Below are 22358 nucleotides of genomic sequence, written 5' to 3' on the forward strand. Positions count from 1 at the left end.
CGGGGAATGTTTCGATTGCATGGCAGCCTAGCCGGTCAGCCAGCGAAAGCCAAGCATCACGGGCGAAACCGGGAACATGGCGCGGCGCGGGCGGTTGGCGGGGGATGCGCGATTTCCAACGCCTGCTGCGCGACCTGCCGCCCGCCGCCGTCGATCTGACGACGATCGCCGTCGCGGTGATCGCCGCGTTGTTGCTCCACGCCGTCGCCTTTCGCGTGCTGCGCCGCTTTGCCGCGCGCACGCCGGGGTCGGTCGACGACACCTATGTCGACCATGCGTGGCGGCCGATGCGCTGGATCCTCGTCGCGATGGCGCTGGCCAGCGTCCGCCGTCCGCTGCGCCTGCCCGACCGGTGGGACGATCTGTGGACGCAGGGCGCGGGGCTGATCGTACCGCTGCTGATGGGCTGGTTCGCGATCGCGATGATCCGCGCCTCGGTCACGGCGATCGAGATCGCGACCGACATCACCGTCGCCGACAATCTGCGCGCAAGGCGGCGGCGGACGCGCAGCGCGATCCTCGGCCGGATCGCGATCATCGCGATCGGCTTCATCACCGTCTGCCTGATGCTGTTGTCGATCCCCAGCATCCGCTCGATCGGCGTCACGCTGATGGCGTCGGCGGGTCTCGCTGGCCTCGCGGTCGGTGCCGCCGCGCAGCCCGCGCTCAAGAACATCATCGCCGGCGTGCAGATGGCGTTCACCGAACCGATCCGCATCGACGACGTGGTCATCATCGAAAACGAATGGGGCCGGATCGAGGAAATCCGCCTGACCTATGTCGTCGTCCGGCTGTGGGACGAACGGCGGCTGGTGGTGCCGGTATCGAAATTCCTCGAATCGAGTTTCCAGAACTGGACGCGCACCACCAGCGGGTTGCTCGGATCGGCGTTCTTCTGGCTCGACCCGACCGTCAACATCCCTCGCCTGCGCGCGAAGTTCGAGGAACTGGTGCAGGCCGATCCGCTGTGGGACGGTCGCGCCCACGTCCTGCAAGTGACCGATACCAAGCCCGACGCGATCGAGGTCCGCATCCTCGCCACCGCCTCGGACGCCGCCCGCGCCTTCGACCTGCGCTGCTCGCTGCGTGAAGGAATGCTGGCCTATATCCGCGACGAGATGCCCGAGGCGCTGCCCAGGCGGCGGTTGGTGATGGAGGACGCAACCAACTCCCCTCCCTGACAAGGGAGGGGCCGGGGGTGGGTAGGGTCGTGGCGGGCGCTCCGTTTCGTCACGGACCGACCCACCCCAACCCCTCCCTGTCAGGGAGGGGCTAGCGGTGCCTCACCCCCAAACCCGCTCGCGAAACCACTTCGTCAGTACATATTTCGCGCCTTCGCGCACCTTCATCCCATGATGCAGCGTCGCCGGGTTCGGCGTCCCGTCGCTGCGTAGGTTGTTCCACGCCAGCAGCTTGCCCGTCTCGGGCTGGACGATCTTGTCGATGCCCTTGAACCGCGTGGCCCCGCCCGCACCGGGTTCGTTCAGATAGAGCATCACCGTCCACGTCCGCTGCCCCGCGACCGAGCAGTAGCGCGCGAAGTCGCGGCCCTGCGGATCGAAATAATCGGTATGTGCCTTGAACTCCTGCCCCACCGCATAGCGTTGCCCTTGGAGCGGCTCGCCATGCGCCGGGTCGAGCCCGCTGAACCCGTGGATTAGCGCCTCGGCCGCCGCGACGACTGGATCGCTCGAATCGAGATCGCAGGTTTCGCTGGTACGAAACGTCGGGTCGCCGTTCGCGTCGGCGATGGTCGAGGGGCGGCGCTTCGCATCGATTCGCTCGATCAGTGCGGCACACAGCTCAGGCGGCACCATCGCCCGGCGGATGAACAGCGTCAGCTTAGGGCTTGGCACGCGCTGCACGCCGGCCTGCGCCAGCATATGGTCGATCACCGGCTCGGCCGGAAAACCCGAACCGAAGCCGGGGCGGGGGGCGGGATGTGCTTCCATCGCCGCCGCTCCTGCCAGATCGTTTCGCCGCACGCCACCGCTTGACCACCGCGTTTCTCCCCGCTAAGCGCGCCCTTCTCACGGCGACCGTAGTTCAATTGGTTAGAGCGCCGGCTTGTGATGCCGGAAGTTGCGGGTTCAAGTCCCGTCGGTCGCCCCATCCTTTCTCAGAGCTGGAACCGCGCCGTGCAGACCGATTGGGGCTATCCCGACTTCGACGACCACGAGGGCGTTCATCTCTTCTCCGATCATGTCACCGGCCTGCGCTGCGTCATCGCGGTGCATTCGACTGCGCTCGGCCCGGCGGCGGGCGGCGTGCGCTTCTGGCGTTATGCCGACAGCGGTGCGGCGATCACCGACGCGCTGCGCCTGTCGCGCGGCATGAGCTTCAAGAACGCGATGGCCGGGCTGCCGATGGGCGGCGGCAAGGGCGTGGTGCTGGCGCCCGAGGGTGCGGCCAAGACCCCCGAACTGCTCGCCGCGTTCGGCCGCGCGGTCGAATCGCTCGGCGGGCGCTACGTCACCGCCGAGGACGTCGGCATGTCCGAAGCCGACATGATTACCATTTCGGGTGCCACCAAGTACGTCTCCGGCCTGCCGGTCGCGGCGGGCAATGCCGGCGGCGATCCGGGGCCGTTCACCGCCATGGGCGTGTATCTCGGCGTCCGCGCGGCGGCGAAGCGTGCGCTGGGCAGCGACGAGATGCGCGGCGTGCGAGTCGCGATCCAGGGCGTGGGCTCGGTCGGCGGCGGGCTTGCCCGGCTGCTGGCGAAGGACGGCGCGGTGCTGACGCTGGCCGACGTGAACGAGGCGAAGGCCGAGGCGCTGGCGAGCGAACTGGGCGCGGCGACCGCCGATCCGGCGGGCGTCCTGACCATCGACGCCGACATCGTCAGCCCCAATGCGCTGGGCGCGGTGCTCGACGCCGCGACGATCGCGTCGCTGAAGGCGAAGGCGGTGGCGGGCGGCGCCAACAACCAGCTCGCGACGGCGGCGGACGGTGTCCGGTTGCAGGAGCGCGGCATCCTCTATGCGCCCGATTACGTCATCAACGCCGGCGGCATCATCAACGTCGCGCTCGAATATCTCGGCCACGGCGACCGTGCCGAGGTCGAGGCGCGCATCGCCCGCATCCCCGACCGGCTGGTCGAGGTATGGGACGAGAGCGACGCCACCGGCCGCTCCAACGCCGAAGTCGCCGACAGCATCGCCAAGCGGCTGATCGGTCGGGGCTGAGCCCCCCACTTCGTCATTCCCGCGAAGGCAGGAATCCATACACGCAGCGCATTCGATAGAAGCGCAACGTCGGCGTCTATGGATTCCCGCCTGCGCGGGAATGACGAGTGAGAGACAAGTCGCGCATCCCATTGCCCTCCACGTCCCCGCGCCCTAGACAGGCGACGACCGTGTCCAGCCTCCACGCCCTTGCCAATCCCCGACGGTTCCTGTCGATCGCGAAGCCGCTGACGCCGCTGCTGCTGTGGGGCGGGGCGGTGCTGTTCGCGATCGGTTGCTGGGCGGGGCTGACGCAGACGCCGCCCGACTATCTACAGGGCGAAAGCGTCCGCATCCTCTACATCCACGTCCCCGCCGCATGGCTGGGGATGGGCGGCTGGTCGGGCCTTGCCATCGCCAGCATCGTCTATCTGGTGTGGCGCCATCCGCTGGCCAATGTCGCCGCGCGCGCCATCGCGCTGCCCGGCGCGGTGTTCGCCGCCGTCTGCCTTGCCACCGGATCGATCTGGGGCCGGCCGACATGGGGGACGTGGTGGCAATGGGATGGGCGGCTGACCTCGATGCTGCTGCTGTTCTTCGTCTATCTCGCCTATCTCGCGCTCGCCCGCGCCGATGCCGAGCGCGATGGCGACGGGCGCATCCCCGCGCTGTTCGGCATCGCCGGCACCGCGCTGCTGCCGGTCATCCGCTATTCGGTGCTGTGGTGGAACACGCTGCATCAGGGGCCGAGCATCACGCTGACCAAATCGACGATCGATCCGGCGATCCTGTGGCCGCTGGGCTTCACCGCCGGCGGGGCGAGCCTGTTGTTCGGCGCGATCGTGCTGATGCGGATGCGCACCGACCTCGCCCGGATCAAGGCCGAGGCGCGGCTGCGCCGGCGGGCGGCGATGCCGTGAACCACTGGCCGTTCATCCTCGCCGCCTATGGGCTGGGCGTCGGCGCGCTCGCTGTGCTCGCCGTCACCTCATGGATTGCGATGCGCCGCGCGGAGCGGCCGTGAGGGCCAAGAACCAGCGGCTGATGCTCGTCGTCCTCGCCATCGTCGCGGTCGTCGGCGCGGTGCTGCTCGCCATGTCGGCGCTGGGCGAGGAAGCCGCCTTCTTCTACGCCCCCGCCGATGCGAAGGCCGCGCCGATCGACAAGCCGGTGCGGCTGGGTGGCATGGTCGCCGCCGGATCGGTCGCCCATGCCGCCGACGGGGTCACGATTACCTTCACCGTCACCGACGGCACGGCATCGATCCCGGTCCGCTTCGCCGGTATCGCGCCGGACCTGTTCCGTGAAGGATCGGGCGTGGTCGCCGAGGGGCGCTTCGTCGCCGGCGGCGGCTTCGTCGCCGACAATCTGCTGGCCAAGCATGACGAGCGCTACATGCCGCCGCAGGCCGCCGGCGCGATGCACAAGACCGAAAGCCTGAAGCGATGATCGCCGAGGCCGGCCTCGCCGCGCTGTGGCTGGCGGCGGCGATGGCGCTGCTGCAACTGGCGATGGCGGCGATCGGCCTCTCGGCGCGTCATGACGATCCGCCACCGATCGCGGCGCAGCTCCTCGCCGCCGTCCGCCCGGTGGCGATGGTGCAGGCGCTGCTTGCCGCCGGAGCCTTCGCCGCGCTCCTCGCCGTCTTCGCGCGCACCGACTTGTCGGTGCTGCTGGTCGCCGAGAACAGCCACACCGCCAAGCCGATGCTCTACAAGATCGCCGCGACATGGGGCAATCATGAAGGGTCGATGCTGCTGTGGGTGACGGTGCTGGCGCTGGCGGGCGGCGGCATCGCGCTGTTCGAACGGCTGCTGGCGGTGCGCACCCATGTCGCGACCTTGGGCGGGCAGGCGGCGATCGCGCTCGGCTTCTATGCGTTCCTGCTGTTCGCCTCCAACCCGTTCGCCCGGCTGTCGCCCGCCGCGCCGGAAGGGCTGGGGCTGAACCCATTGTTGCAGGACCCCGGCCTCGCCTTCCACCCGCCGACGCTCTACCTCGGCTATGTCGGGCTGTCGGTCGCCTTCTCCTTCGCGATCGGCGCGCTGGTGACGCGCGACGTCGGCCGCGATTTCGCGCGCGCGATGCGGCCATGGGTGCTCGGCGCATGGGTATTCCTGACGATCGGCATCACCGCGGGCAGCTACTGGGCCTATTATGAGCTGGGCTGGGGCGGCTGGTGGTTCTGGGACCCGGTCGAGAACGCCTCGCTGATGCCGTGGCTCGCCGCCACCGCGCTGCTTCATTCGGTGACGGTGCTGGCGACCCGCGATGGCCTGCGTGCATGGACGATCATGCTGGCGGTCGTCGCCTTCTCGATGTCGATGGTCGGCACCTTCCTCGTCCGCTCGGGTATCCTGACCAGCGTCCATGCCTTTGCGGTCGATCCGAGCCGGGGCAGCTTCATCCTCGCGCTGTTGCTGCTCTACATTGGTGGCGCGCTGGCGCTGTTCGGGGCACGCATCGGCACGGTGCGGCAGGGGACGCTCTTCGACCCCGTCAGCCGCGAAGGCGCACTCGTTCTCAACAACCTGCTGCTGTCGGTCATCCTCGGCATCGTGCTGATCGGGACGCTTTATCCACTGGTGGCGCAGGCGTTCGGGGTGCAATTGTCGGTCGGCCCGCCGTTCTTCAACAAGGCGGCGGGGCCGGTGGCGCTGGCGCTGGTCGCCGCCACCGCGCTCGGCCCCAGCCTGCGCTGGCGGCGTGACAAGGGCCGCGCGGTCGCGCGACGGATGGCGCTGCCCGGCGGTGCCGCGCTGCTGACGCTGCTCGTGCTGATTTTCTCGACTGATGCCGGCGTGCTGCCGGTGCTCGGCCTGTCGCTCGCCGCCGGCCTCGCCGTCGCCAGCGTCCTGCCGATCGTCGGCCGCGTGCCGTGGCGCACGCCACTGTTCACCTGGGGCATGGTCGTCGCGCACTTCGGCGTGGCGGTCTCGCTTGCCGGCATGGCCGCCGACAGCGCGTTCACCGCCGAACGCCTCGTCGCCGCCAGCCCCGGCATCACCACCGCGATCGGCCCGTTCGCGATCCGCTTCGACGGGATCAAGCCGGTCGTCGGCCCCAACTGGTCGGCGGTGCAGGGCCGGCTGGTCGCGACGCGCGGGGAGGGGGCACCGTTCGTGCTGCGCCCCGAACAGCGCTTCTTCGCCAATCCCCCGACCGAGACGAGCGAGGCGGCGATCACCACCTTCGCCGACGGCCAGCTCTATGTCGTACTGGGGCGCGGCGACGGGGCGGGGCGGCGACAGCTCCGGCTGTGGTGGAAGCCGTTCGTGACGCTCATCTGGGCCGGCGGCGGGCTGATCGCATTGGGCGGGCTGTTGTCGCTCATCGGCCGTGTCCGCCGCCGCCGCCCGGTCCAGCGCGAGCGTTACGCATGACTCGCCGCATCCTGTGGGTGCCGCTGCTGGCGTTCGTCGTGCTGGCCGCGCTGTTCGCGTGGGCGCTGCCGCACGGACCGCAGGGCCAGGTACGCTCGCGCCTGATCGGCAAGCCCTTGCCCGCCTTCACTCTCGCGCCCGCCGTTCCCGGCAAGCCGGGCCTGTCGAACACCGGTCTGCGCGGGCAACCCCGCCTGCTCAACGTGTTCGCAAGCTGGTGCGTGCCCTGCGCCGCCGAAGCCCCGCAACTGGCGAAACTGCGCGCCGCCGGGGCGACGATCGACGCCATCGCCATCCGCGACACGCCCGCCGAGATCGCCCGCTTCCTCGCCGACTATGGCGATCCCTATGCCGCGATCGGCGACGACAAGGCGAGCGCGGTCCAGCTCGCACTCGGATCGTCGGGCGTCCCCGAAACCTTCGTGATCGACGGGCAGGGGCGCATCGCCCATCAGCATATCGGCGCGATCCGCGACGAGGATGTACCGGTCCTGCTTGCGAAACTGAAGGAAGCCGAATGATCCGCTTCCTCGCCCCCGTCGCGCTGTTGATCGCCGGCCCCGCCGCCGCCCAGTCGCGCGTGCCGCCCCCCGCGCTCGCCGACACGCAACTGCCCGATCCGGCGCGCGAGGCGGAGGCGAAGGCGCTGATGGAAACGCTGCGCTGCCTCGTCTGTCAGGGCCAGTCAATCGCCGACAGCGATGCCGACATGGCCGCCGACATGCGCGCGCTGGTCCGTGGCCGCATCGCGGCGGGCGACCGCCCGGTCGCGGTGCGCGACTGGCTGATCGAACGCTATGGCGACTATGTGAGCTACGATCCGCCGCTGTCGTCCGCCACCGGACCGCTGTGGATCGCGCCGCTCGTGCTGGTCGCGCTTGGCGGCTGGCTCGCCTCGCGCAGTTTCCGGCGGCGGCGATGAGCGGCTGGCTGATCCTCGCTGCGCTCGGCGGCGGCGTCTTCGCCATCCTAGCGGCCCTGCGCGTCGGCCGTCCGCTGTGGAGCTTCGTCGGCGCGGCGCTGATGCTGGGCGCGGCGGGCTATGCGTGGCAGGGGCGTCCTTCGCTCGCCGGTGCCCCGCGCGAAGCGGCACGCGCGCGCCTGCCCGACGATCTCGCCGCCGACGATCTGCGCGACGCGATGTGGGGCCGCTTCACCTACGACTATGCCTATGCCGTCGCCGCCGACGGCCTTGCCAAATCGGGCGCGAACGAGGCGGCGGTCGGCGCGCTGCTCGGCGGGTTGCAGGGCGCACCGCAAAGCGCGCGGCTGTGGACCCGGCTCGGCAGCGCGATCCTCGCGCACGACGGCGGCCGGGTCCTGTCGCCCGCCGCCCGCCTCGCGTTCGATCGCGGGCTGACGCTCGCCCCGGACCATCCCGCGCCGTATTTCTATTACGGCATGGCGCTGATGCAAACCGGCGACCTGCCCGGTGCGAAGCGCGCATGGCTGGCGTCACTGGCGCGGACACGGCGCGACGCCAGCTATCGTGAGGATTTGGCGGTGCGGCTGGTGTTGCTCGACCGGCTGATGGCGATGCAGAAGGGTCGGTAGGTCAGCTCCTGACCTGTCCGTCTCGTTACAACCTTGTAAAACACGTCATCCCAGCGAAGGCTGGGATCTCATGGAGCAATCGCGCGACGCGAGCCGCGAGAGACTCCAGCTTTCGCCGGGGTGACGGTTCGGGGCGGATGGCGGAGCGTTCAGAAGAAGTTTGGTTCGCGCGGAGGCGCGGAGGCGCGGAGATGTCGTGCTTGATGCCACGTCACCCGCGCCAGCGGCCTGTCATTGTCGGCAACCGTGAGCGCAGGGGTCTCCCGAACGCGAAGGTGGTGCCGCATCTCCAACCCCTCCGCGCCTCCGCGCGAACCAACCTTACTTTACCTCATTCCTTCCCGCGCCCGGTCTTCTCCTGCAACGCATCGATCCGCTTCGACGCATCGGCCTTGGTCAGCGAATCATCGAACGGCTCGCCCGCTTCCTCGCTCAGCGTTTTCAGGTACGACGCCTGCGCCCCGGTCATCGCCTCGTCACCGGTGGTCCAGTCGTCGGGGTCCTTTTCCGCGTTCGAAAAGGGTTCGCTCTTGGGGTTCTGTTGCTCGGACATGGGCAGGTTCCTTTCGCCATGCCCAACCCCGGACGTTCGGTTTTCGTTCCCGTCACGTCACCGCGTTGCGCACCCGGTACGCCGGGTCGTCGTAGCGCCGTTCAGCCATGATCGCCGCCAGCACCTCGACCGCGCGCCACAGGTCGCCGAAACTGTTGTAGAGCGGCGCGAAGCCCAGCCGGATCACGTCGGGCGCGCGGAAATCGACGATCACCTGTTCGGCGATCAACGCCTGCGCAATGCCGTAGGCAGAAGGGTGGCGGAACGACACATGGCTCCCCCGCGACCCGGCGGCGCGCGGCGACACCAGTTCCAGCCCTTCGCACCGCGCCTCGACCAGCGCGATACACGCATCGCCCAGCGCCCGCGACTTGGCGACCAACGCGGTGAAATCGACCGGTCCGAACACATCGACCCCGCTCTCCAGCGCGGCCAGCCCGAGGATCGACGGCGTCCCGCACTGGAAGCGTCCGATGTCGCCCGCCGGGCGATAGTCGTCGTCGAACGCGAACGGCGCGGCATGCCCCATCCACCCCGACAAGGGCGACTGCAACGCCGCCTGATGCCGCCCAGCGACATACAGGAACGCCGGCGCGCCGGGTCCGCCGTTCAGATATTTATAGCCGCACCCGACCGCCAGATCGGCGTTGCACCCGTTCAGGTCTACCGGCACCCCGCCGACGCTATGGCTCAAATCCCACAGCACCAGCGCGCCGTTGGCCTGCGCAGCGGCGGTGATCGCCGCCATGTCGAGCATCCGGCCGGTCTTGTAATGGACATGGGTCAGCATCACCACCGCGACCCGCTCGTCGATCGCCGCGACGATCTGATCCGCCGGCACGGTGCGCAGTTCGGCGTCGCCCACGCTCCACGCCGCCCCTTCGGCAACATACAGGTCGGTCGGGAAATTGCCCGGTTCGGACAGGATGACGTTGCGCCCGCCCTGCGCCTTCAGTCCCGCGACCAGCAGCTTGTAAAGATTGACCGAGGTCGAATCGGCCACCAGCACCTCGTCGGCCCTGGCCCCGATCAGCGGCGCGATCTTTGCCCCCACCCGCTTTGCCGCGCCGATCCAGTCGTGGCTGTTCCAGCTTCGGATCAGCCCTTCGCCCCATTCGCGCGTCACCACCGCCTGCATCCGCTCGGGCGTCGCCGTGGGCAGCGCGCCCAGCGAATTGCCGTTGAGATACACCAGCCCATCGGGAAGGGCGAACCGCGCCCGCATCGTCCGCAGCGGATCGGCGGCATCGTGCGCAAGGAAATCGTCGTGGATCACAATGCCTGCCTGACACTCAGGAGTTCGGGAAAAAACACCTCGCCGACCACCTTCGCCAGATAGGGGACACCCGCGCTCCCGCCGGTGCCGCGCTTGAAGCCGATGATCCGCTCGATCGTCTTCAAATGCCCGAAGCGCCACAATTGCACCCGGTATTCGAGGTCGACCAGCTTCTCGGCCAGCTCGTACAGGTCCCAATAGCGTTCCGACTGGCCATAGACCTGCGCCCACGCCGCCTCGACCTCGGCCGATGCCTGATAGGGCAGGGTGAAGTCGCGCTCCAGCCGGTCGGCCGGAACCCCGAACCCCCGCCGCGCGAGCAGCCGCAATGCCTCGTCATACAGGCTGGTCCGCGTGAGCGCCTCCCGCAACACCTCCTGCGCGGGGACGTCGCCGTCATGTGCCGCCAGCATCGCTGCGTTCTTGGCCCCCAGCATATATTCGAGCAGCCGGTACTGCACCGACTGGAACCCCGAACTGCCGCCCAGTCGCCCGCGCATCGCCGAATAATCCGCCGGGGTGATCGTGGCCAGCACGTCCCAGCTCTGGATCAACTGCTGCTGCACCCGCGCCACCCGCGCCATCATCTTGAACGCCGCGCCCAGCCGGTCCTGCATCAACGCCTGCCGCGCCGCCTCCAGCTCGTGCAGGCACAGCTTGATCCACAGTTCGGACGTCTGATGGATAACGATGAACAGCAGTTCGTCATGCGTTTCCGACAGCGGCTCCTGCGCGTCCAGCACCTTGTCGAGCCGCAGATAGCTCGAATAGGTCGGGCCTTGCCGGGGCGGGGCAGGGCGGTCGGTTTCGCGGGTCTCCATCTCAGTGGCCGGTCGGCCCACCGATGTCGCGGAAGCTGTCGGGCACGTCGGTGCGCGGATGGCCCGAGGGGGTCGGCAGCGGCTCGATCACCGCGCTCTCGGGCTTGTCGAACCCGCCCTCCCATTTCGCGACGACGCTGGCGGCAATCGCGTTGCCGATCACGTTGGTCGCGGTGCGCCCCATGTCGAGGAAGTGGTCGACCGCGAGGATCAGCAGCAACCCCGCCTCGGGGATATTGAACATGCCCAGGGTCGCGGCGATCACGACCAGGCTGGCGCGCGGCACGCCGGCGATGCCCTTGGACGTCACCATCAGCACCAGCAGCATGGTAATCATCTGCGTCCAGCTCAGGTCGATGCCGTACGCCTGCGCGATGAAGATCGACGCGAACGTCATGTACATCATCGACCCGTCGAGGTTGAACGAATAGCCCAGCGGCAGCACGAAGCTGGCGATGCGCGGCGGCACCCCGAACCGGTCCAATGCCTCCAGCGTGCGCGGATAGGCGGCCTCCGACGACGCGGTCGAAAAGCCGAGCAGGATCGGATCGCGCAGATAGCGCAGCAACATCCCCGTGCGCGGCCCGATGATGAGGAACGCGACGCCGATCAGCGCCGCCCACAGCACGGCAAGCCCCAGATAGAAGCTGCCCATGAAATAGGCGAGGTCGCCGATCACCCCCGGCCCGCGCTCGGCCAGCGTGCCCGCCACGGCGGCGAACACCGCCAGCGGCGCGACGCGCATCACATAGTCGGTGATCTGGAGCATCACCGCCACCAGCCCTTCGAGCGCGCGGACGAGCGGCGCGCCCTTGTCGCCCACCGCCGTCAGCGCAACGCCGACGAACACCGAAAAGACGACGATCTGCAAGATCTCGTTGGTCGCCATCGCCTCGAAGCTCGACGCGGGCACAAGATGCGCCACGAAGTCCTTGAGATTGAACGCCGCCTTCGCCACCCCGGCATCCGCTGCTACCGGCGGCAACGGCAGCCCCAGGCCCACGCCCGGCTGCAACAGATTGACCAGCAACAGGCCCAGCGTCAGCGACACGAGGCTCGCGCCGATGAACCACGTCAGCGACCGCAGCCCCACGCGCCCCAGCGCCGAACTGTCGCCCATATGCGCGATCCCGACGACCAGCGTCGAGAATACCAGCGGCGCGATAATCATCTTGATGAGCCGCAGGAACAGCGTCGTCACGATCGAGAAATAGCCCGCGATTTCCTTCAACCGCGCGCTGCCCGCCCCGCCGCCGTCGTCGATCCCCGCGTTCAGCGCCCAGCCGAGCACGAGGCCCGCCACCAGCGCGATGAGGATATAGGTCGTGAGCCGCTTGGCCATTCAAAGGTTTCCCGGTCGATGTCGCGCGCAAAGGGACGGGATTGCGGCTCCAAGGTCAACCCCCGCTTGGCAAGTCGCCCGCCGCTGCGTATCGAGCGTGGTCATGACCTCCACCAACGATGTCCGCCGCTCGTTCCTCGACTTCTTTGCCAGCGAAGGCCATGCCCGCGTGCCCTCGGCGCCGCTGGTGCCGCAGAACGATCCGACGCTGATGTTCGTCAATGCGGGCATGGTGCCGTTCAAGAACGTGTTCACCGGCCTCGAAAGCCGGCCCTACACCACCGCCACCTCTTCGCAGAAATGCGTCCGCGCCGGCGGCAAGCACAACGACCTCGACAATGTCGGCTATACCGCGCGGCATCACACCTTCTTCGAGATGCTCGGCAATTTCTCGTTCGGCGATTATTTCAAGGAACAGGCGATCCTGAACGCCTGGACGCTGCTCACCCGCGACTGGGGGCTGGCCCCGGAGAAGCTGACCGCGACCGTCTATCACACCGACGACGAAGCGTTCGACCTGTGGAAGAAGATCGCCGGCCTCCCCGATCACAAGATCATCCGCATCCCCACCAAGGACAATTTCTGGGCGATGGGCGACAGCGGCCCGTGCGGCCCGTGTTCGGAAATCTTCTACGACCACGGCGACCACATCCCCGGTGGTCCTCCGGGCAGCCCCGACGAGGACGGCGACCGTTTCGTCGAGATCTGGAACCTCGTGTTCATGCAGTTCGAGCAGGACGCCAACGAGATCGTCGGCGAACTGCCCAAGAAGTCGATCGACACCGGCATGGGGCTGGAGCGCATCGCCGCCGTCATGCAGGGCGTCTCGGACAATTACGACACCGACACGTTCAAGGCGCTGATCGCCGCATCGTGCGAATTGACCGGCACGCGCGCGCAAGGCGAGACGCAGGCCAGCCACCGCGTCATCGCCGATCACCTGCGCGCGTCGGGCTTCCTGATCGCCGATGGCGTCCTGCCCGCCGCCGATGGCCGGGGCTATGTGCTCCGCCGCATCATGCGACGCGCGATGCGCCATGCCCATCTGCTCGGCGCCAAGGACCCGTTGATGCACCGCCTCGTCGGGTCGCTGGTGTCGGAAATGGGCGCGGCCTATCCCGAGCTGGTTCGCGCGCAGCCGCTGATCGAAGCGACGCTGAACCAGGAGGAAACCCAGTTCCGCCGTACGCTCGACAAGGGGCTGAAACTGCTCGACGAGGCGACCACCGGCTTCGCGCCCGGCGCGACGCTGGCCGGCGAAACCGCGTTCAAGCTCTATGACACCTTCGGTTTCCCCTATGATCTGACCGAGGATGCGCTGCGCGCGCAGGGGTTCGCAGTCGATCGTGCCGGCTTCGACGCGGCGATGGCCGAACAGAAGCGCGCCGCGCGCGCGGCATGGAAGGGATCGGGGGCCAAGGCGTCCGACGAGGTGTGGTTCGACGTACTCGAAACCGCCGGGCCGACCGAGTTCATCGGCTATTCGGTCGAAGCGGGCGAGGGACAGGTCGTCGCGATCCTGAAGGACGGCGAGCGCGTCGAGCACGCGGCGGCGGGCGACGAGGTCCTGATCCTCACCAACCAGACGCCGTTCTACGCCGAAAGCGGCGGTCAGGTCGGCGACGCCGGCACGATGACCACCGACGCCGGCTTGCAGGCGACCGTCACCGACACCGCCAAGCAGCTCGGCAAGCTCCACGCTCATGTCGTGACGATCGGCGCCGGCAGCGTGAAGCTCGGCGACAGCGTCGCGCTAACAATCGACACCCAGCGGCGCGCCGCAATCCGCGCCAACCATTCGGCAACGCATTTGCTGCACGAGGCGCTGCGCCAGCGGCTCGGCACCCATGTCGCGCAAAAGGGATCGATGGTCGCCCCCGAACGCCTGCGCTTCGACTTTTCGCAGCCCTCGCCGATCGCGGCGGACGCGCTCGCCCTGGTCGAAACCGACGTCAATGCGCAGGTGCGCGGCAACGGCAGCGTCACCACCCGGCTGATGACCCCCGACGACGCGATCGCGATGGGCGCGATGGCGCTGTTCGGCGAGAAATACGGCGATGAGGTTCGCGTCGTCGCGATGGGCGAGGATGCCGACGGCACCTATTCGATCGAACTGTGCGGCGGCACCCATGTCCGCGCGCTGGGCGAGATCGGCGTCTTCAAGATCGTGTCCGAAGGCGCGGTGTCCTCGGGCATCCGCCGCGTCGAGGCGCTGACCGGCGAAGCCGCGCGCCAGTGGCTCGGCAACCGCGACGCGAAGCTGCGCGAAGCCGCCGCTGCCTTGAAGGCCACTCCCGACGAAGTCCCCGCGCGCGTCGCGCAACTCGTCGAGGACCGCCGCCGGCTGGAGCGTGAACTCGCCGATGCCAAAAAGGCGCTCGCCATGGGCGGCGGGGCAGGGGCCGCACCCGCCGGCCCCGAACAGGTCGGCGACGTGGCGTTCTTGGGCCAAGTCATCGACGGCCTCGATGCGAAGGCGCTGCGCGGCACGATCGACGAAGCCCGCACCCGCGTGCCCAGCGGCGTCGTCGCGCTGGTCGCGGTCAACGACGGCCGCGCCTCGGTCGGCGTCGGCGTGTCGAGCAACCTCACCGCCCGCATCAGCGCGGTCGATCTGGTCAAGGCGGCGGTGGCGGCACTCGGCGGACAGGGCGGCGGCGGCCGCCCCGACATGGCGCAGGGCGGCGGTCCTGACGGCACCAAGGCCGGCGAAGCGATCGCCGCGATCAAGTCCCTGATCACCGGCTAACCTTTCCCTCTCCCCCGAAAGGGGAGAGGGATGCGAAGACTTGGTCTTTGCAGAAGCAAAGGCCTAGTCGAAGCTGGGAGAGGGGCAGGCGCTTGCATCGCAAGCGCGCGAGCCTTCGGCTCGCTCAATGCGCGCCAGCTTTTGGCTCACCTGCACCGAAACGTCGCCCCAGCGAAGGCTGGGGCCTCCAGCGGCTCCTGCCCTGTATCCACCCGGGAGATCCCGGCCTTCGCCGGGATGACGCCTGCTTTGGGGTGGATCGGTCTACGACCAGCAAGCAAACAAGCCGGCGCACGGCCGACCGCCGACGACGGTGGCTGTCCTACACCCCCGAGCGCCGCTATCCTGACCGCAGCTCTTTCCCACCGTCGTATTTCGCAGCCCCGAAACCTGCCCCAATTTCGCCTACATTCGCATCGCAAGTGTAAACTTTGTAAACTTTGGACCGTCAGCACAGGGTATCCTTAGCTCTCCCCCACCCGCCGCAACCGCCGAATCCGCGGTTCGCGCTCCAGACTGGCCTGCGCGCGGATCGACTGGCGCAATTCGTCGCGCTTTTCGTGGATCGATGCGATCACCGGCCCCATCGCCACGCCCAGATCGACCAGCACCGCTTCCGACAGTTGCAGCGATGATTCCAGCGTCTCGGGCACCGCGTCGCTGACTCCGGCGGCATAGAGTTCCGCCGCATGCGCCGCATCGCGGGCGCGGGCGAGGATCGTCAGCCCCGGCACCCATCCACGCACCCGCCGCGTCAGCCGGACGGTCAGCACCGGATCGTCCATCGTCAGCACCAGCGCAGTCGCCCGCCCCAGATCGAGCCGGTCGACCAGCTCGGATCGCGACACGTCGCCGAACAGGATCGGATGCCCCTCGGCCCGCGCCTGCGCGACATTGTCGATGTCCGAATCGACCGCGATATACGGTTTGCCGTGGGTCTTGAGCATCTCGGCCACCAGCCGCCCGACCCGGCCGAAGCCGATGATGACCACGCCCGATCCGGCAGCTTCCGGGGCAGGGGGCTCCTCGCCGCCGGTGCGCGTCTCGATCCGCCGCGACGCGCGCTTGCCGATCATCGCCAGCAGCGGGGTGATCGTCAGGCCGATCGCCGTCACCGTCTGCCAGAAGGCGGCGGTCGACGGCAGGATGAGCTGCGCCTGCGTCGCCGCCGCCAGCACGATCAGCGTGGTTTCCGAGGGACTCGCCATCAGCAGCCCGGTTTCGGTCGCGGTGCCCGGCCGCACGCCGTTCAGCCACAACAGCCCGCTCGTCACCAGCGCCTTGACCACCACGACCCCGGCGATCGCGCCGAGCAGCGACCCCCAATTGTCGATGATCGTCGCGATGTCGAGGCTCATGCCGATGGTGATGAGGAACACGCCCAGCGCCAGCCCCTTGAACGGCGCGGTGATGACCTCGACCTCGCTGTGATATTCGGTCTCGGCGATCAGCAGGCCGGCGAGCAGCGCGCCGACGATCGGGGACAGCCCGGCGGCGGTCGTCACCAGACTGGCGACGATCACAACCAGCAGGCTGGCCGAAAGAAACAGCTCGGGGCTCTTGGTCCGCGCCGCCTGCGCGAACAGCTTGGGCAGCACCAGCCGTCCCGCCACATACAGGCCGACGACGCTCAAACCGCCCCACATCGCGGTGGTGGCAAGGTTGGTCCAGCCATCCTCGCTCGCGGTCGGGGCCAGCGCGCCCAATGCGAAGATGATCGGCACCAGCGCCAAATCCTCGAACAACAGCATCGCGAAGGCGGTGCGTCCGACCGGCCCGGTCGTCCCCGCCATCGGCAGCACCAGCGCGGTCGACGACAAGGCGAGCGCAAGGCCGAGGCCGATCGCCCCGGCGGTCCCCTGACCCAGCAGCATCAGCGCGATGCCGATCAGCAGCCCCGACCCGATCAGTTCGGCCGCGCCCAGCCCGAAAACCAGCCGCCGCATCGCGAACAGGCGCTTGAACGAAAGCTCCAGGCCAATGGAAAACAACAACAGGATGATGCCGAACTCGGCGAACGGCTCGATCGAATGGCGATCGGTGATGGTGACGTGATAGAGCCACGGCAGACGCGACACCAGCGCGCCCAGCCCGAACGGGCCGACCAATACGCCCACCAAAATGAACCCGATAACCGGATTGACCCGGAACCGCGCGAAGGCGGGGATGACGAGGCCGGCGGCCCCCAGGATGACCAGCGAATCGCTGAACGGCGTCGAATCGATCGGAAGCGGCATGGGCGCATTGTTGCGGATGCGGCACGGCCGCGGCAACCGCCCAAACGCAGGAACGGCGCCCACCCCGTCGGAGTGGACGCCGTGCCGTCATCGCCAGGGCGTGTGGATCAGCCCTGCGACCCCATCGCCGCTTCGAGGTTCAGGCGAACCTGCTCGAAGAACTGCTCGGTCGTCATCCACGGCTGGTTCGGCCCGATCAGGATCGCGAGATCCTTGGTCATGTGGCCGGCCTCGACCGTCTCGATGCAGACCCGCTCGAGCGTCTCGGCGAACTTCGTCACCTCAGGCGTGTCGTCGAACTTGCCGCGATACTTCAGGCCGCCGGTCCATGCGAAGATCGACGCGATCGGGTTGGTCGAGGTCGCCTTGCCCTGCTGGTGCTGGCGATAATGGCGGGTGACGGTGCCGTGCGCCGCTTCCGCCTCGATCGTCTTGCCGTCCGGCGACATGAGCACCGAGGTCATGAGGCCCAGCGAACCGAACCCTTGCGCGACCTGATCCGACTGCACGTCGCCGTCATAGTTCTTGCAGGCCCAGACGAACTCGCCGTGCCACTTGAGCGCCGATGCGACCATGTCGTCGATCAGGCGGTGCTGATATTCGATGCCGGCGGTCTGGAACTTGTCCTTGAACTCGGCGGCGAACACTTCCTCGAAAATGTCCTTGAAGCGGCCGTCATAGGCCTTGAGGATCGTGTTCTTGGTCGACAGATACACCGGCCAGCCGCGACCCAGACCATAGTTCATCGACGCACGCGCGAAGTCGCGGATCGATTCGTCGAGATTGTACATGCCCATGGCGACGCCGGCGGCGGGGAAGTCGAACACTTCCTCCTCGATGACCTGTCCGTCGGTGCCTTCCCACTTCATGGTCAGCTTGCCGGCACCGGGCACCTTGAAATCGGTTGCCTTGTACTGGTCGCCGAACGCATGACGGCCGACGACGATCGGCTTGGTCCAGCCGGGGATCAGGCGCGGCACGTTCGAGATCACGATCGGCTCGCGGAAGACCACGCCGCCGAGGATGTTGCGGATCGTCCCGTTGGGCGAACGCCACATCTTCTTCAGGCCGAATTCCTCGACGCGCTGTTCGTCGGGGGTGATGGTGGCGCACTTCACGCCCACGCCATACTTCTGGATCGCCTTGGCGCTGTCGACGGTGATCTTGTCGTCGGTCTCGTCGCGCTTCTCGATGCCGAGATCGTAATAGTCGAGGTCGATCTCGAGATAGGGCTGGATCAGGCGTTCGCGAATCCATGCCCAGATGATGCGGGTCATCTCGTCGCCGTCGATCTCGACGACGGGGGTTTTGACCTTGATCTTCGCCATATAGCTCTCTCGATTTCGTTGGAGTTGGACGGGCCTTACGGACTGGATCGGCTTCGATCAACCGCATCGCGCCATGGGGCGGTTGTCAGCACGGCTTGCCTTGGGTACACCACGCTTCATGGCATCGCTCGAAAAGCCCGCGGTCGGCACCACGACCGTCAAGTGGCGCTGGCCCTCGGTTCATCCCGAAGGGTACAAATACGTCCTCATCGCCGCCGGCATCACCGCCTTCTTCGCCGCCATGGCGTGGGAAACGCTGGCATGGCCGATGGGCCTCGTGACGCTGTGGGTCGCATCGTTCTTCCGCGATCCCGTTCGTACCACCCCGCAGGGCGAGGGATTGATCGTGGCGCCGGCCGACGGGCTCGTCACCATGATCCAGCGGGTGGAACTGCCGCCCGAGCTGCGCGGGGCCAACGGCCTGGGCGATGCGCCGCTGGTGCGCGTGTCGATCTTCATGTCGGTGTTCGACGTCCATATCAACCGCACCCCGATCGCCGGGACCATCCGGCAGGTCGTCTATATCTCGGGCAAGTTCCTCAACGCCGATCTCGACAAGGCGAGCGACGAGAACGAACGCCAGCATATCGTGGTCGAGGGGCTGAACGGCCAGCGCGTCGGCTTCACCCAGATCGCGGGCCTCGTCGCCCGGCGGATCGTCGGTTTCGTGAAGCCCGGAGACATCGTCGCGGCGGGTCAGCGGATCGGCCTGATCCGCTTCGGCAGCCGGGTCGACGTCTATCTGCCCGACGGGATCGAGCCACAGGTGGCGCTCGGCCAGCGCAGCGTCGCCGGGGAAACCGTGCTTGGGCGGCCCGGGATCGCCGCCGCGACCGGGATCGCGCAATAACCATGCGACCACCGCTTCCCGGCCGGGGTATCCCGCTGCGCGCGATCGCGCCCAATGCCGTCACCGCACTCGCGCTGTGTTCCGGCCTGACCGGCATCCGCTTCGCCATCGGGCAGGACTGGGAGCGCGCCGTCCTGATGGTGCTGCTGGCCGGAGTCCTCGACGGGATCGACGGGCGAGTGGCACGAATGGTGCGCGGCGAAAGCCGCTTCGGCGCCGAGCTCGATTCGCTGTCCGACGCGATTTCGTTCGGGGTGTCGCCGGCGCTCATCATCTATTTATGGGCGTTGCTGGCCGAACCCCGCATCGGCTGGATCGTCTGCCTCGTCTATGCGGTCTTCACCGCGCTGCGACTCGCCCGGTTCAACGCCCGGATCGACATCGCGGACCAGCCACACAAGTCGGCGGGGTTCCTGACCGGCATTCCGGCACCGGCTGGCGCCGGTCTGGCGATGCTGCCGCTCTATGTCTGGATCTGGAGTGGCGAGGAACTGTTCCGCTCGCCGTGGATCGTCGCGCCATGGATCGCGCTGATCGCGTTCCTGATGGTGTCCAGCGTGGCGACCTATAGTTGGTCGTCGCTGAAACTGCGCCGGAACATCCGGTTCGAGGCGATAGGTCTGGTTGTCGTCGTCGCGGCAGCACTGGTATCGGCGCCCTGGCAGACGTTGACGCTGGTGTGCGTCGCCTATCTGGCGACGATCCCCTTGAGCATCCGCAGCTTCGCCAAGGTCAGGCGGCAGCGCGAAGCCGCACTGCCGCAGGCGTAACCGCGCGCTGGCGGATAACGCCGCGCCGCGAGGTCAGCCGTACCGAGGGAAGCGGGTCGACCATCGTCTGCCCCGATCCCTGACGCAGCAGGTCGATGATGCGCCCGCGAGCGGGAAGGATCGTGCCGACGATCGCGCCAATGGCGATAAAGAAGGCGATGGCGAAAACCAGCGAGGCAAACAGGGCCATCTCGTAACTCCCCGAGTTGCGGGCTGACGATCATGCCCGCGGCGGATTGAACCACCGGGTTCTGCCCGGGTTCCGCAATCCGCTTCCGATCGCTTTATGTTCTCATATCGTTCCATCGGTCAAGACTTGATCGGTACGGCAGCGTGCGCTAAGGGCGCTCCCCTCAACCCCACATGGGAAGCGCACATACCGGTGCCCGGACCTTCGGTCCAATCAAGGGTTCCTGCTTCCCAGAGGATCAACCGGAAGGAATTATCCTATGGCGGCACCTGTCGTCACCATGCAGGCCCTGCTCGAATCGGGCGCGCACTTCGGCCACCAGACCCACCGCTGGAACCCGAAGATGAAGCCGTATATCTTCGGCGACCGCAACGGCGTTCACATCCTCGACCTGTCGCAGACCGTGCCGCTGTTCGCGCGCGCACTGGAATTCGTGTCGTCGACCGTGGCGTCGGGCGGCAAGGTCCTGTTCGTCGGCACCAAGCGTCAGGCGCAGGAGCCGATCGCCGAGTCCGCGCGCAAGTCGGGCCAGCATTTCGTCAACCACCGCTGGCTGGGCGGCATGCTCACCAACTGGAAGACGATCAGCAACTCGATCAAGCGTCTCAAGGCGCTCGAAGAGCAGCTCTCGGGCGACACGCACGGCCTAACCAAGAAGGAAGTGCTGAACCTGACGCGCGAGAAGGACAAGCTCGAGATGTCGCTCGGCGGCATCCGTGATCTGGGCGGCATTCCCGACATCATGTTCGTGATCGACGCGAACAAGGAAGAGCTGGCGATCAAGGAAGCCAACACGCTCGGTATCCCGGTCGTCGCGATCCTCGATTCGAACGTGTCGCCGGACGGCATCGCCTTCCCGGTTCCCGCGAACGACGACGCAAGCCGTGCGATCCGCCTGTATTGCGAAGCGATCGCGATCGCCGCGACCCGTGGCGGCCAGCAGGCGATGGCGCATTCGGGCCGTGACCTCGGTGCGATGGACGAACCGCCGGCGGAAGAGGCGCTGACCGCCGAGCCGGAACATCCGGCCGCCGCGACCACCCCGGAAACCGCGGGTGAGGGCGAGCGTCAGATCGACGCCTGACCTGTCACGGAACTGACGTGCGGGCGGGGCAGGGCGGGACACGCGCTGCCTCGCCCGCAACTATATTCAACACCTGATATTCCTAGGAGCCAAGCCATGGCAGAAGTTACCGCCGCCGCCGTCAAGGAACTGCGTGAGCGCTCGGGCGCCGGCATGATGGACTGCAAGAAGGCGCTGTCCGAGAACAACGGTGACATGGAAGCCGCCGTCGACTGGCTGCGTACCAAGGGCCTCGCCGCCGTCGCCAAGAAGTCGAGCCGCACCGCCGCCGAAGGTCTCGTCGGCCTCGCCGTTGCCGGCACCAAGGGTGTCGCGGTCGAAGTGAACAGCCAGACCGATTTCGTCGCCAAGAACGAGCAGTTCCAGGGCTTCGTGCGCAGCGTCGTCGCGATCGCGCTCGAATCGGGCGACGATATTGAAGCGCTGAAGGCGCAGCCGATGCCGAACGGCGGCACCGTCGAGGACGCGCTGGTCGCGAGCATCTCGACGATCGGTGAGAACCAGGTGCTGCGTCGCGCGAAGGCGGTCGAAGTGTCGCAGGGCGCGGTGATCCCGTACGTCCACAACGCCGCAGCTCCGGGCCTCGGCAAGATCGGCGTGCTCGTCGCACTCGAATCGGATGCGGGCGTCGACGTGCTCGAACCGCTCGGCAAGCAGATCGCGATGCACATCGCGGCTGCCTTCCCGCTGGCGCTGTCGGTCGAGGCGCTGGACCCCGAGGTCGTGGAACGCGAAGCGGCGATCCTGCGCGAGAAGAACGCCGAAAAGATCGTCGGCAAGTCGGCCGAGGTCGCCGAGAAGATTCTCAACGGCCCGATCGAGAAGTTCAAGAAAGAGAACGCGCTGCTGACGCAGGCGTTCGTCATGGACGGCAAGACGCCGGTCGCCGACGTGGTCGCCAGCGCCGCCAAGGATGCCGGCACGACGATCGTGCTCAAGGACTATGTCCGCTTCCAGCTCGGTGAAGGCATCGAGAAGGAAGAGAGCGATTTCGCCGCCGAAGTCGCCGCAACGGCCGGCCTGACCAAATAAGGTCCGGGCTTTTCGTGCGCGC

Annotated in this window: 22 protein-coding genes and 1 tRNA gene; 15 read left to right on the forward strand and 8 right to left on the reverse strand. The window is 67.7% G+C overall.

The window, feature by feature from the left end:
• Positions 1 to 104: 104 nt before the first annotated feature.
• A complete protein-coding gene (locus LRA89_RS08945; protein ID WP_230769879.1) occupies positions 105 to 1181 on the forward strand; it encodes a mechanosensitive ion channel family protein in 1077 nt (358 codons plus the stop codon).
• Between the two features lie 102 nt (positions 1182 to 1283).
• On the opposite strand, the gene LRA89_RS08950 is transcribed toward LRA89_RS08945, so the two are convergent.
• A complete protein-coding gene (locus tag LRA89_RS08950; RefSeq protein WP_056494727.1) occupies positions 1284 to 1952 on the reverse strand; it encodes a prolyl hydroxylase family protein in 669 nt (222 codons plus the stop codon).
• 83 nt (positions 1953 to 2035) lie between these two features.
• On the opposite strand from LRA89_RS08950, the gene LRA89_RS08955 reads away from it, so the two are divergent.
• The 9 genes from LRA89_RS08955 to LRA89_RS08995 all read left to right on the forward strand — a co-directional run bounded on the left by LRA89_RS08955 (position 2036) and on the right by LRA89_RS08995 (position 8104).
• Positions 2036 to 2112 (forward strand) — tRNA-His (locus tag LRA89_RS08955).
• Positions 2113 to 2138: 26 nt separating this feature from the next.
• A complete protein-coding gene (locus LRA89_RS08960; protein WP_230769880.1) occupies positions 2139 to 3188 on the forward strand; it encodes a Glu/Leu/Phe/Val family dehydrogenase in 1050 nt (349 codons plus the stop codon).
• A 170-nt stretch (positions 3189 to 3358) separates the two neighbouring features.
• On the forward strand, positions 3359 to 4087 hold the full coding sequence (gene ccmC, locus LRA89_RS08965) for a heme ABC transporter permease CcmC (protein WP_230769881.1): 729 nt from the start codon (positions 3359 to 3361) through the stop codon (positions 4085 to 4087).
• A complete protein-coding gene (ccmD, locus tag LRA89_RS08970) occupies positions 4084 to 4191 on the forward strand; it encodes a heme exporter protein CcmD (RefSeq protein WP_230769882.1) in 108 nt (35 codons plus the stop codon). Before ccmC ends, ccmD begins: the two co-directional genes overlap by 4 nt.
• Positions 4188 to 4616 carry a cytochrome c maturation protein CcmE gene (gene ccmE / locus LRA89_RS08975; protein ID WP_230769883.1) on the forward strand — a complete coding sequence of 143 codons (429 nt, stop codon included), beginning with the start codon at positions 4188 to 4190 and terminating at the stop codon, positions 4614 to 4616. The genes ccmD and ccmE overlap by 4 nt, the downstream gene beginning before the upstream one ends.
• Entirely contained in the window at positions 4613 to 6550 is a 1938-nt protein-coding gene (locus tag LRA89_RS08980; protein ID WP_230769884.1) for a heme lyase CcmF/NrfE family subunit, read from the forward strand. The genes ccmE and LRA89_RS08980 overlap by 4 nt, the downstream gene beginning before the upstream one ends.
• On the forward strand, positions 6547 to 7071 hold the full coding sequence (locus LRA89_RS08985) for a redoxin family protein (RefSeq protein ID WP_230769885.1): 525 nt from the start codon (positions 6547 to 6549) through the stop codon (positions 7069 to 7071). The genes LRA89_RS08980 and LRA89_RS08985 overlap by 4 nt, the downstream gene beginning before the upstream one ends.
• Positions 7068 to 7472: a cytochrome c-type biogenesis protein gene (locus LRA89_RS08990; RefSeq protein ID WP_230769886.1), complete on the forward strand. Its 405-nt coding sequence runs from the start codon at positions 7068 to 7070 to the stop codon at positions 7470 to 7472. The genes LRA89_RS08985 and LRA89_RS08990 overlap by 4 nt, the downstream gene beginning before the upstream one ends.
• Entirely contained in the window at positions 7469 to 8104 is a 636-nt protein-coding gene (locus tag LRA89_RS08995; RefSeq protein ID WP_230769887.1) for a tetratricopeptide repeat protein, read from the forward strand. Before LRA89_RS08990 ends, LRA89_RS08995 begins: the two co-directional genes overlap by 4 nt.
• 331 nt (positions 8105 to 8435) lie before the next feature.
• Here LRA89_RS08995 and LRA89_RS09000 read toward each other — a convergent pair whose 3' ends face one another.
• From LRA89_RS09000 to LRA89_RS09015, 4 genes are read right to left on the reverse strand one after another with little or no spacing between them, the layout of a single operon-like run.
• Positions 8436 to 8657, reverse strand: a complete 222-nt coding sequence (locus LRA89_RS09000; protein WP_055756376.1) for a DUF3072 domain-containing protein — start codon at positions 8655 to 8657, stop codon at positions 8436 to 8438.
• A gap of 52 nt (positions 8658 to 8709) precedes the next feature.
• The gene (gene kynU / locus LRA89_RS09005; RefSeq protein WP_230769888.1) at positions 8710 to 9933 is read right to left on the reverse strand and encodes a kynureninase; all 1224 of its coding nucleotides are present in this window, start codon (positions 9931 to 9933) and stop codon (positions 8710 to 8712) included.
• On the reverse strand, positions 9930 to 10754 hold the full coding sequence (locus tag LRA89_RS09010; protein WP_230769889.1) for a tryptophan 2,3-dioxygenase: 825 nt from the start codon (positions 10752 to 10754) through the stop codon (positions 9930 to 9932). Before LRA89_RS09010 ends, kynU begins: the two co-directional genes overlap by 4 nt.
• Position 10755: 1 nt before the next feature.
• Complete coding sequence (locus LRA89_RS09015; RefSeq protein ID WP_055756369.1) at positions 10756 to 12096, reverse strand: dicarboxylate/amino acid:cation symporter; 1341 nt, start codon at positions 12094 to 12096, stop codon at positions 10756 to 10758.
• A gap of 103 nt (positions 12097 to 12199) precedes the next feature.
• Between LRA89_RS09015 and alaS the strand changes: the two genes are divergently transcribed.
• On the forward strand, positions 12200 to 14845 hold the full coding sequence (alaS, locus tag LRA89_RS09020; RefSeq protein ID WP_230769890.1) for an alanine--tRNA ligase: 2646 nt from the start codon (positions 12200 to 12202) through the stop codon (positions 14843 to 14845).
• Positions 14846 to 15309: 464 nt separating this feature from the next.
• Here alaS and LRA89_RS09025 read toward each other — a convergent pair whose 3' ends face one another.
• Positions 15310 to 17082, reverse strand: a complete 1773-nt coding sequence (locus tag LRA89_RS09025; RefSeq protein ID WP_230769891.1) for a cation:proton antiporter domain-containing protein — start codon at positions 17080 to 17082, stop codon at positions 15310 to 15312.
• A gap of 107 nt (positions 17083 to 17189) precedes the next feature.
• Entirely contained in the window at positions 17190 to 18410 is a 1221-nt protein-coding gene (locus LRA89_RS09030; protein WP_055756363.1) for an NADP-dependent isocitrate dehydrogenase, read from the reverse strand.
• A 118-nt stretch (positions 18411 to 18528) separates the two neighbouring features.
• Between LRA89_RS09030 and LRA89_RS09035 the strand changes: the two genes are divergently transcribed.
• A complete protein-coding gene (locus LRA89_RS09035) occupies positions 18529 to 19260 on the forward strand; it encodes a phosphatidylserine decarboxylase (protein WP_230769892.1) in 732 nt (243 codons plus the stop codon).
• 2 nt (positions 19261 to 19262) lie between these two features.
• Positions 19263 to 20030, forward strand: coding sequence for a CDP-alcohol phosphatidyltransferase family protein (locus LRA89_RS09040; protein WP_055756360.1), 768 nt, complete (start codon positions 19263 to 19265; stop codon positions 20028 to 20030).
• Here the strand turns inward: LRA89_RS09040 and LRA89_RS09045 are convergent.
• On the reverse strand, positions 19993 to 20220 hold the full coding sequence (locus LRA89_RS09045; protein WP_230769893.1) for a hypothetical protein: 228 nt from the start codon (positions 20218 to 20220) through the stop codon (positions 19993 to 19995). The genes LRA89_RS09040 and LRA89_RS09045 overlap by 38 nt on opposite strands.
• Before the next feature lie 259 nt (positions 20221 to 20479).
• Between LRA89_RS09045 and rpsB the strand changes: the two genes are divergently transcribed.
• Both rpsB and tsf read left to right on the forward strand, forming a co-directional pair.
• Positions 20480 to 21304, forward strand: a complete 825-nt coding sequence (gene rpsB, locus LRA89_RS09050) for a 30S ribosomal protein S2 (protein ID WP_055756355.1) — start codon at positions 20480 to 20482, stop codon at positions 21302 to 21304.
• A gap of 96 nt (positions 21305 to 21400) precedes the next feature.
• Positions 21401 to 22336, forward strand: a complete 936-nt coding sequence (gene tsf / locus LRA89_RS09055; RefSeq protein ID WP_055756353.1) for a translation elongation factor Ts — start codon at positions 21401 to 21403, stop codon at positions 22334 to 22336.
• The last annotated feature ends 22 nt before the right edge of the window (positions 22337 to 22358 follow it).

The sequence above is a fragment of the Sphingomonas sp. Leaf4 genome, from assembly GCF_920939515.1.
Classification (GTDB): domain Bacteria; phylum Pseudomonadota; class Alphaproteobacteria; order Sphingomonadales; family Sphingomonadaceae; genus Sphingomonas.

Bases quoted from the DNA above. Each gene is read 5' to 3' on its own strand.
- LRA89_RS08945 (WP_230769879.1), top strand. From the start codon at position 105: ATGCGCGATTTCCAACGCCTGCTGCGCGACCTGCCGCCCGCCGCCGTC.
- LRA89_RS08950 (WP_056494727.1), bottom strand. From the start codon at position 1,952: ATGGAAGCACATCCCGCCCCCCGCCCCGGCTTCGGTTCGGGTTTTCCG.
- LRA89_RS08980 (WP_230769884.1), top strand. From the start codon at position 4,613: ATGATCGCCGAGGCCGGCCTCGCCGCGCTGTGGCTGGCGGCGGCGATG.
- LRA89_RS08985 (WP_230769885.1), top strand. From the start codon at position 6,547: ATGACTCGCCGCATCCTGTGGGTGCCGCTGCTGGCGTTCGTCGTGCTG.
- LRA89_RS08990 (WP_230769886.1), top strand. From the start codon at position 7,068: ATGATCCGCTTCCTCGCCCCCGTCGCGCTGTTGATCGCCGGCCCCGCC.
- LRA89_RS08995 (WP_230769887.1), top strand. From the start codon at position 7,469: ATGAGCGGCTGGCTGATCCTCGCTGCGCTCGGCGGCGGCGTCTTCGCC.
- LRA89_RS09000 (WP_055756376.1), bottom strand. From the start codon at position 8,657: ATGTCCGAGCAACAGAACCCCAAGAGCGAACCCTTTTCGAACGCGGAA.
- LRA89_RS09010 (WP_230769889.1), bottom strand. From the start codon at position 10,754: ATGGAGACCCGCGAAACCGACCGCCCTGCCCCGCCCCGGCAAGGCCCG.
- LRA89_RS09015 (WP_055756369.1), bottom strand. From the start codon at position 12,096: ATGGCCAAGCGGCTCACGACCTATATCCTCATCGCGCTGGTGGCGGGC.
- alaS (WP_230769890.1), top strand. From the start codon at position 12,200: ATGACCTCCACCAACGATGTCCGCCGCTCGTTCCTCGACTTCTTTGCC.
- LRA89_RS09025 (WP_230769891.1), bottom strand. From the start codon at position 17,082: ATGCCGCTTCCGATCGATTCGACGCCGTTCAGCGATTCGCTGGTCATC.
- LRA89_RS09030 (WP_055756363.1), bottom strand. From the start codon at position 18,410: ATGGCGAAGATCAAGGTCAAAACCCCCGTCGTCGAGATCGACGGCGAC.
- LRA89_RS09035 (WP_230769892.1), top strand. From the start codon at position 18,529: ATGGCATCGCTCGAAAAGCCCGCGGTCGGCACCACGACCGTCAAGTGG.
- LRA89_RS09040 (WP_055756360.1), top strand. From the start codon at position 19,263: ATGCGACCACCGCTTCCCGGCCGGGGTATCCCGCTGCGCGCGATCGCG.
- LRA89_RS09045 (WP_230769893.1), bottom strand. From the start codon at position 20,220: ATGGCCCTGTTTGCCTCGCTGGTTTTCGCCATCGCCTTCTTTATCGCC.
- rpsB (WP_055756355.1), top strand. From the start codon at position 20,480: ATGGCGGCACCTGTCGTCACCATGCAGGCCCTGCTCGAATCGGGCGCG.
- tsf (WP_055756353.1), top strand. From the start codon at position 21,401: ATGGCAGAAGTTACCGCCGCCGCCGTCAAGGAACTGCGTGAGCGCTCG.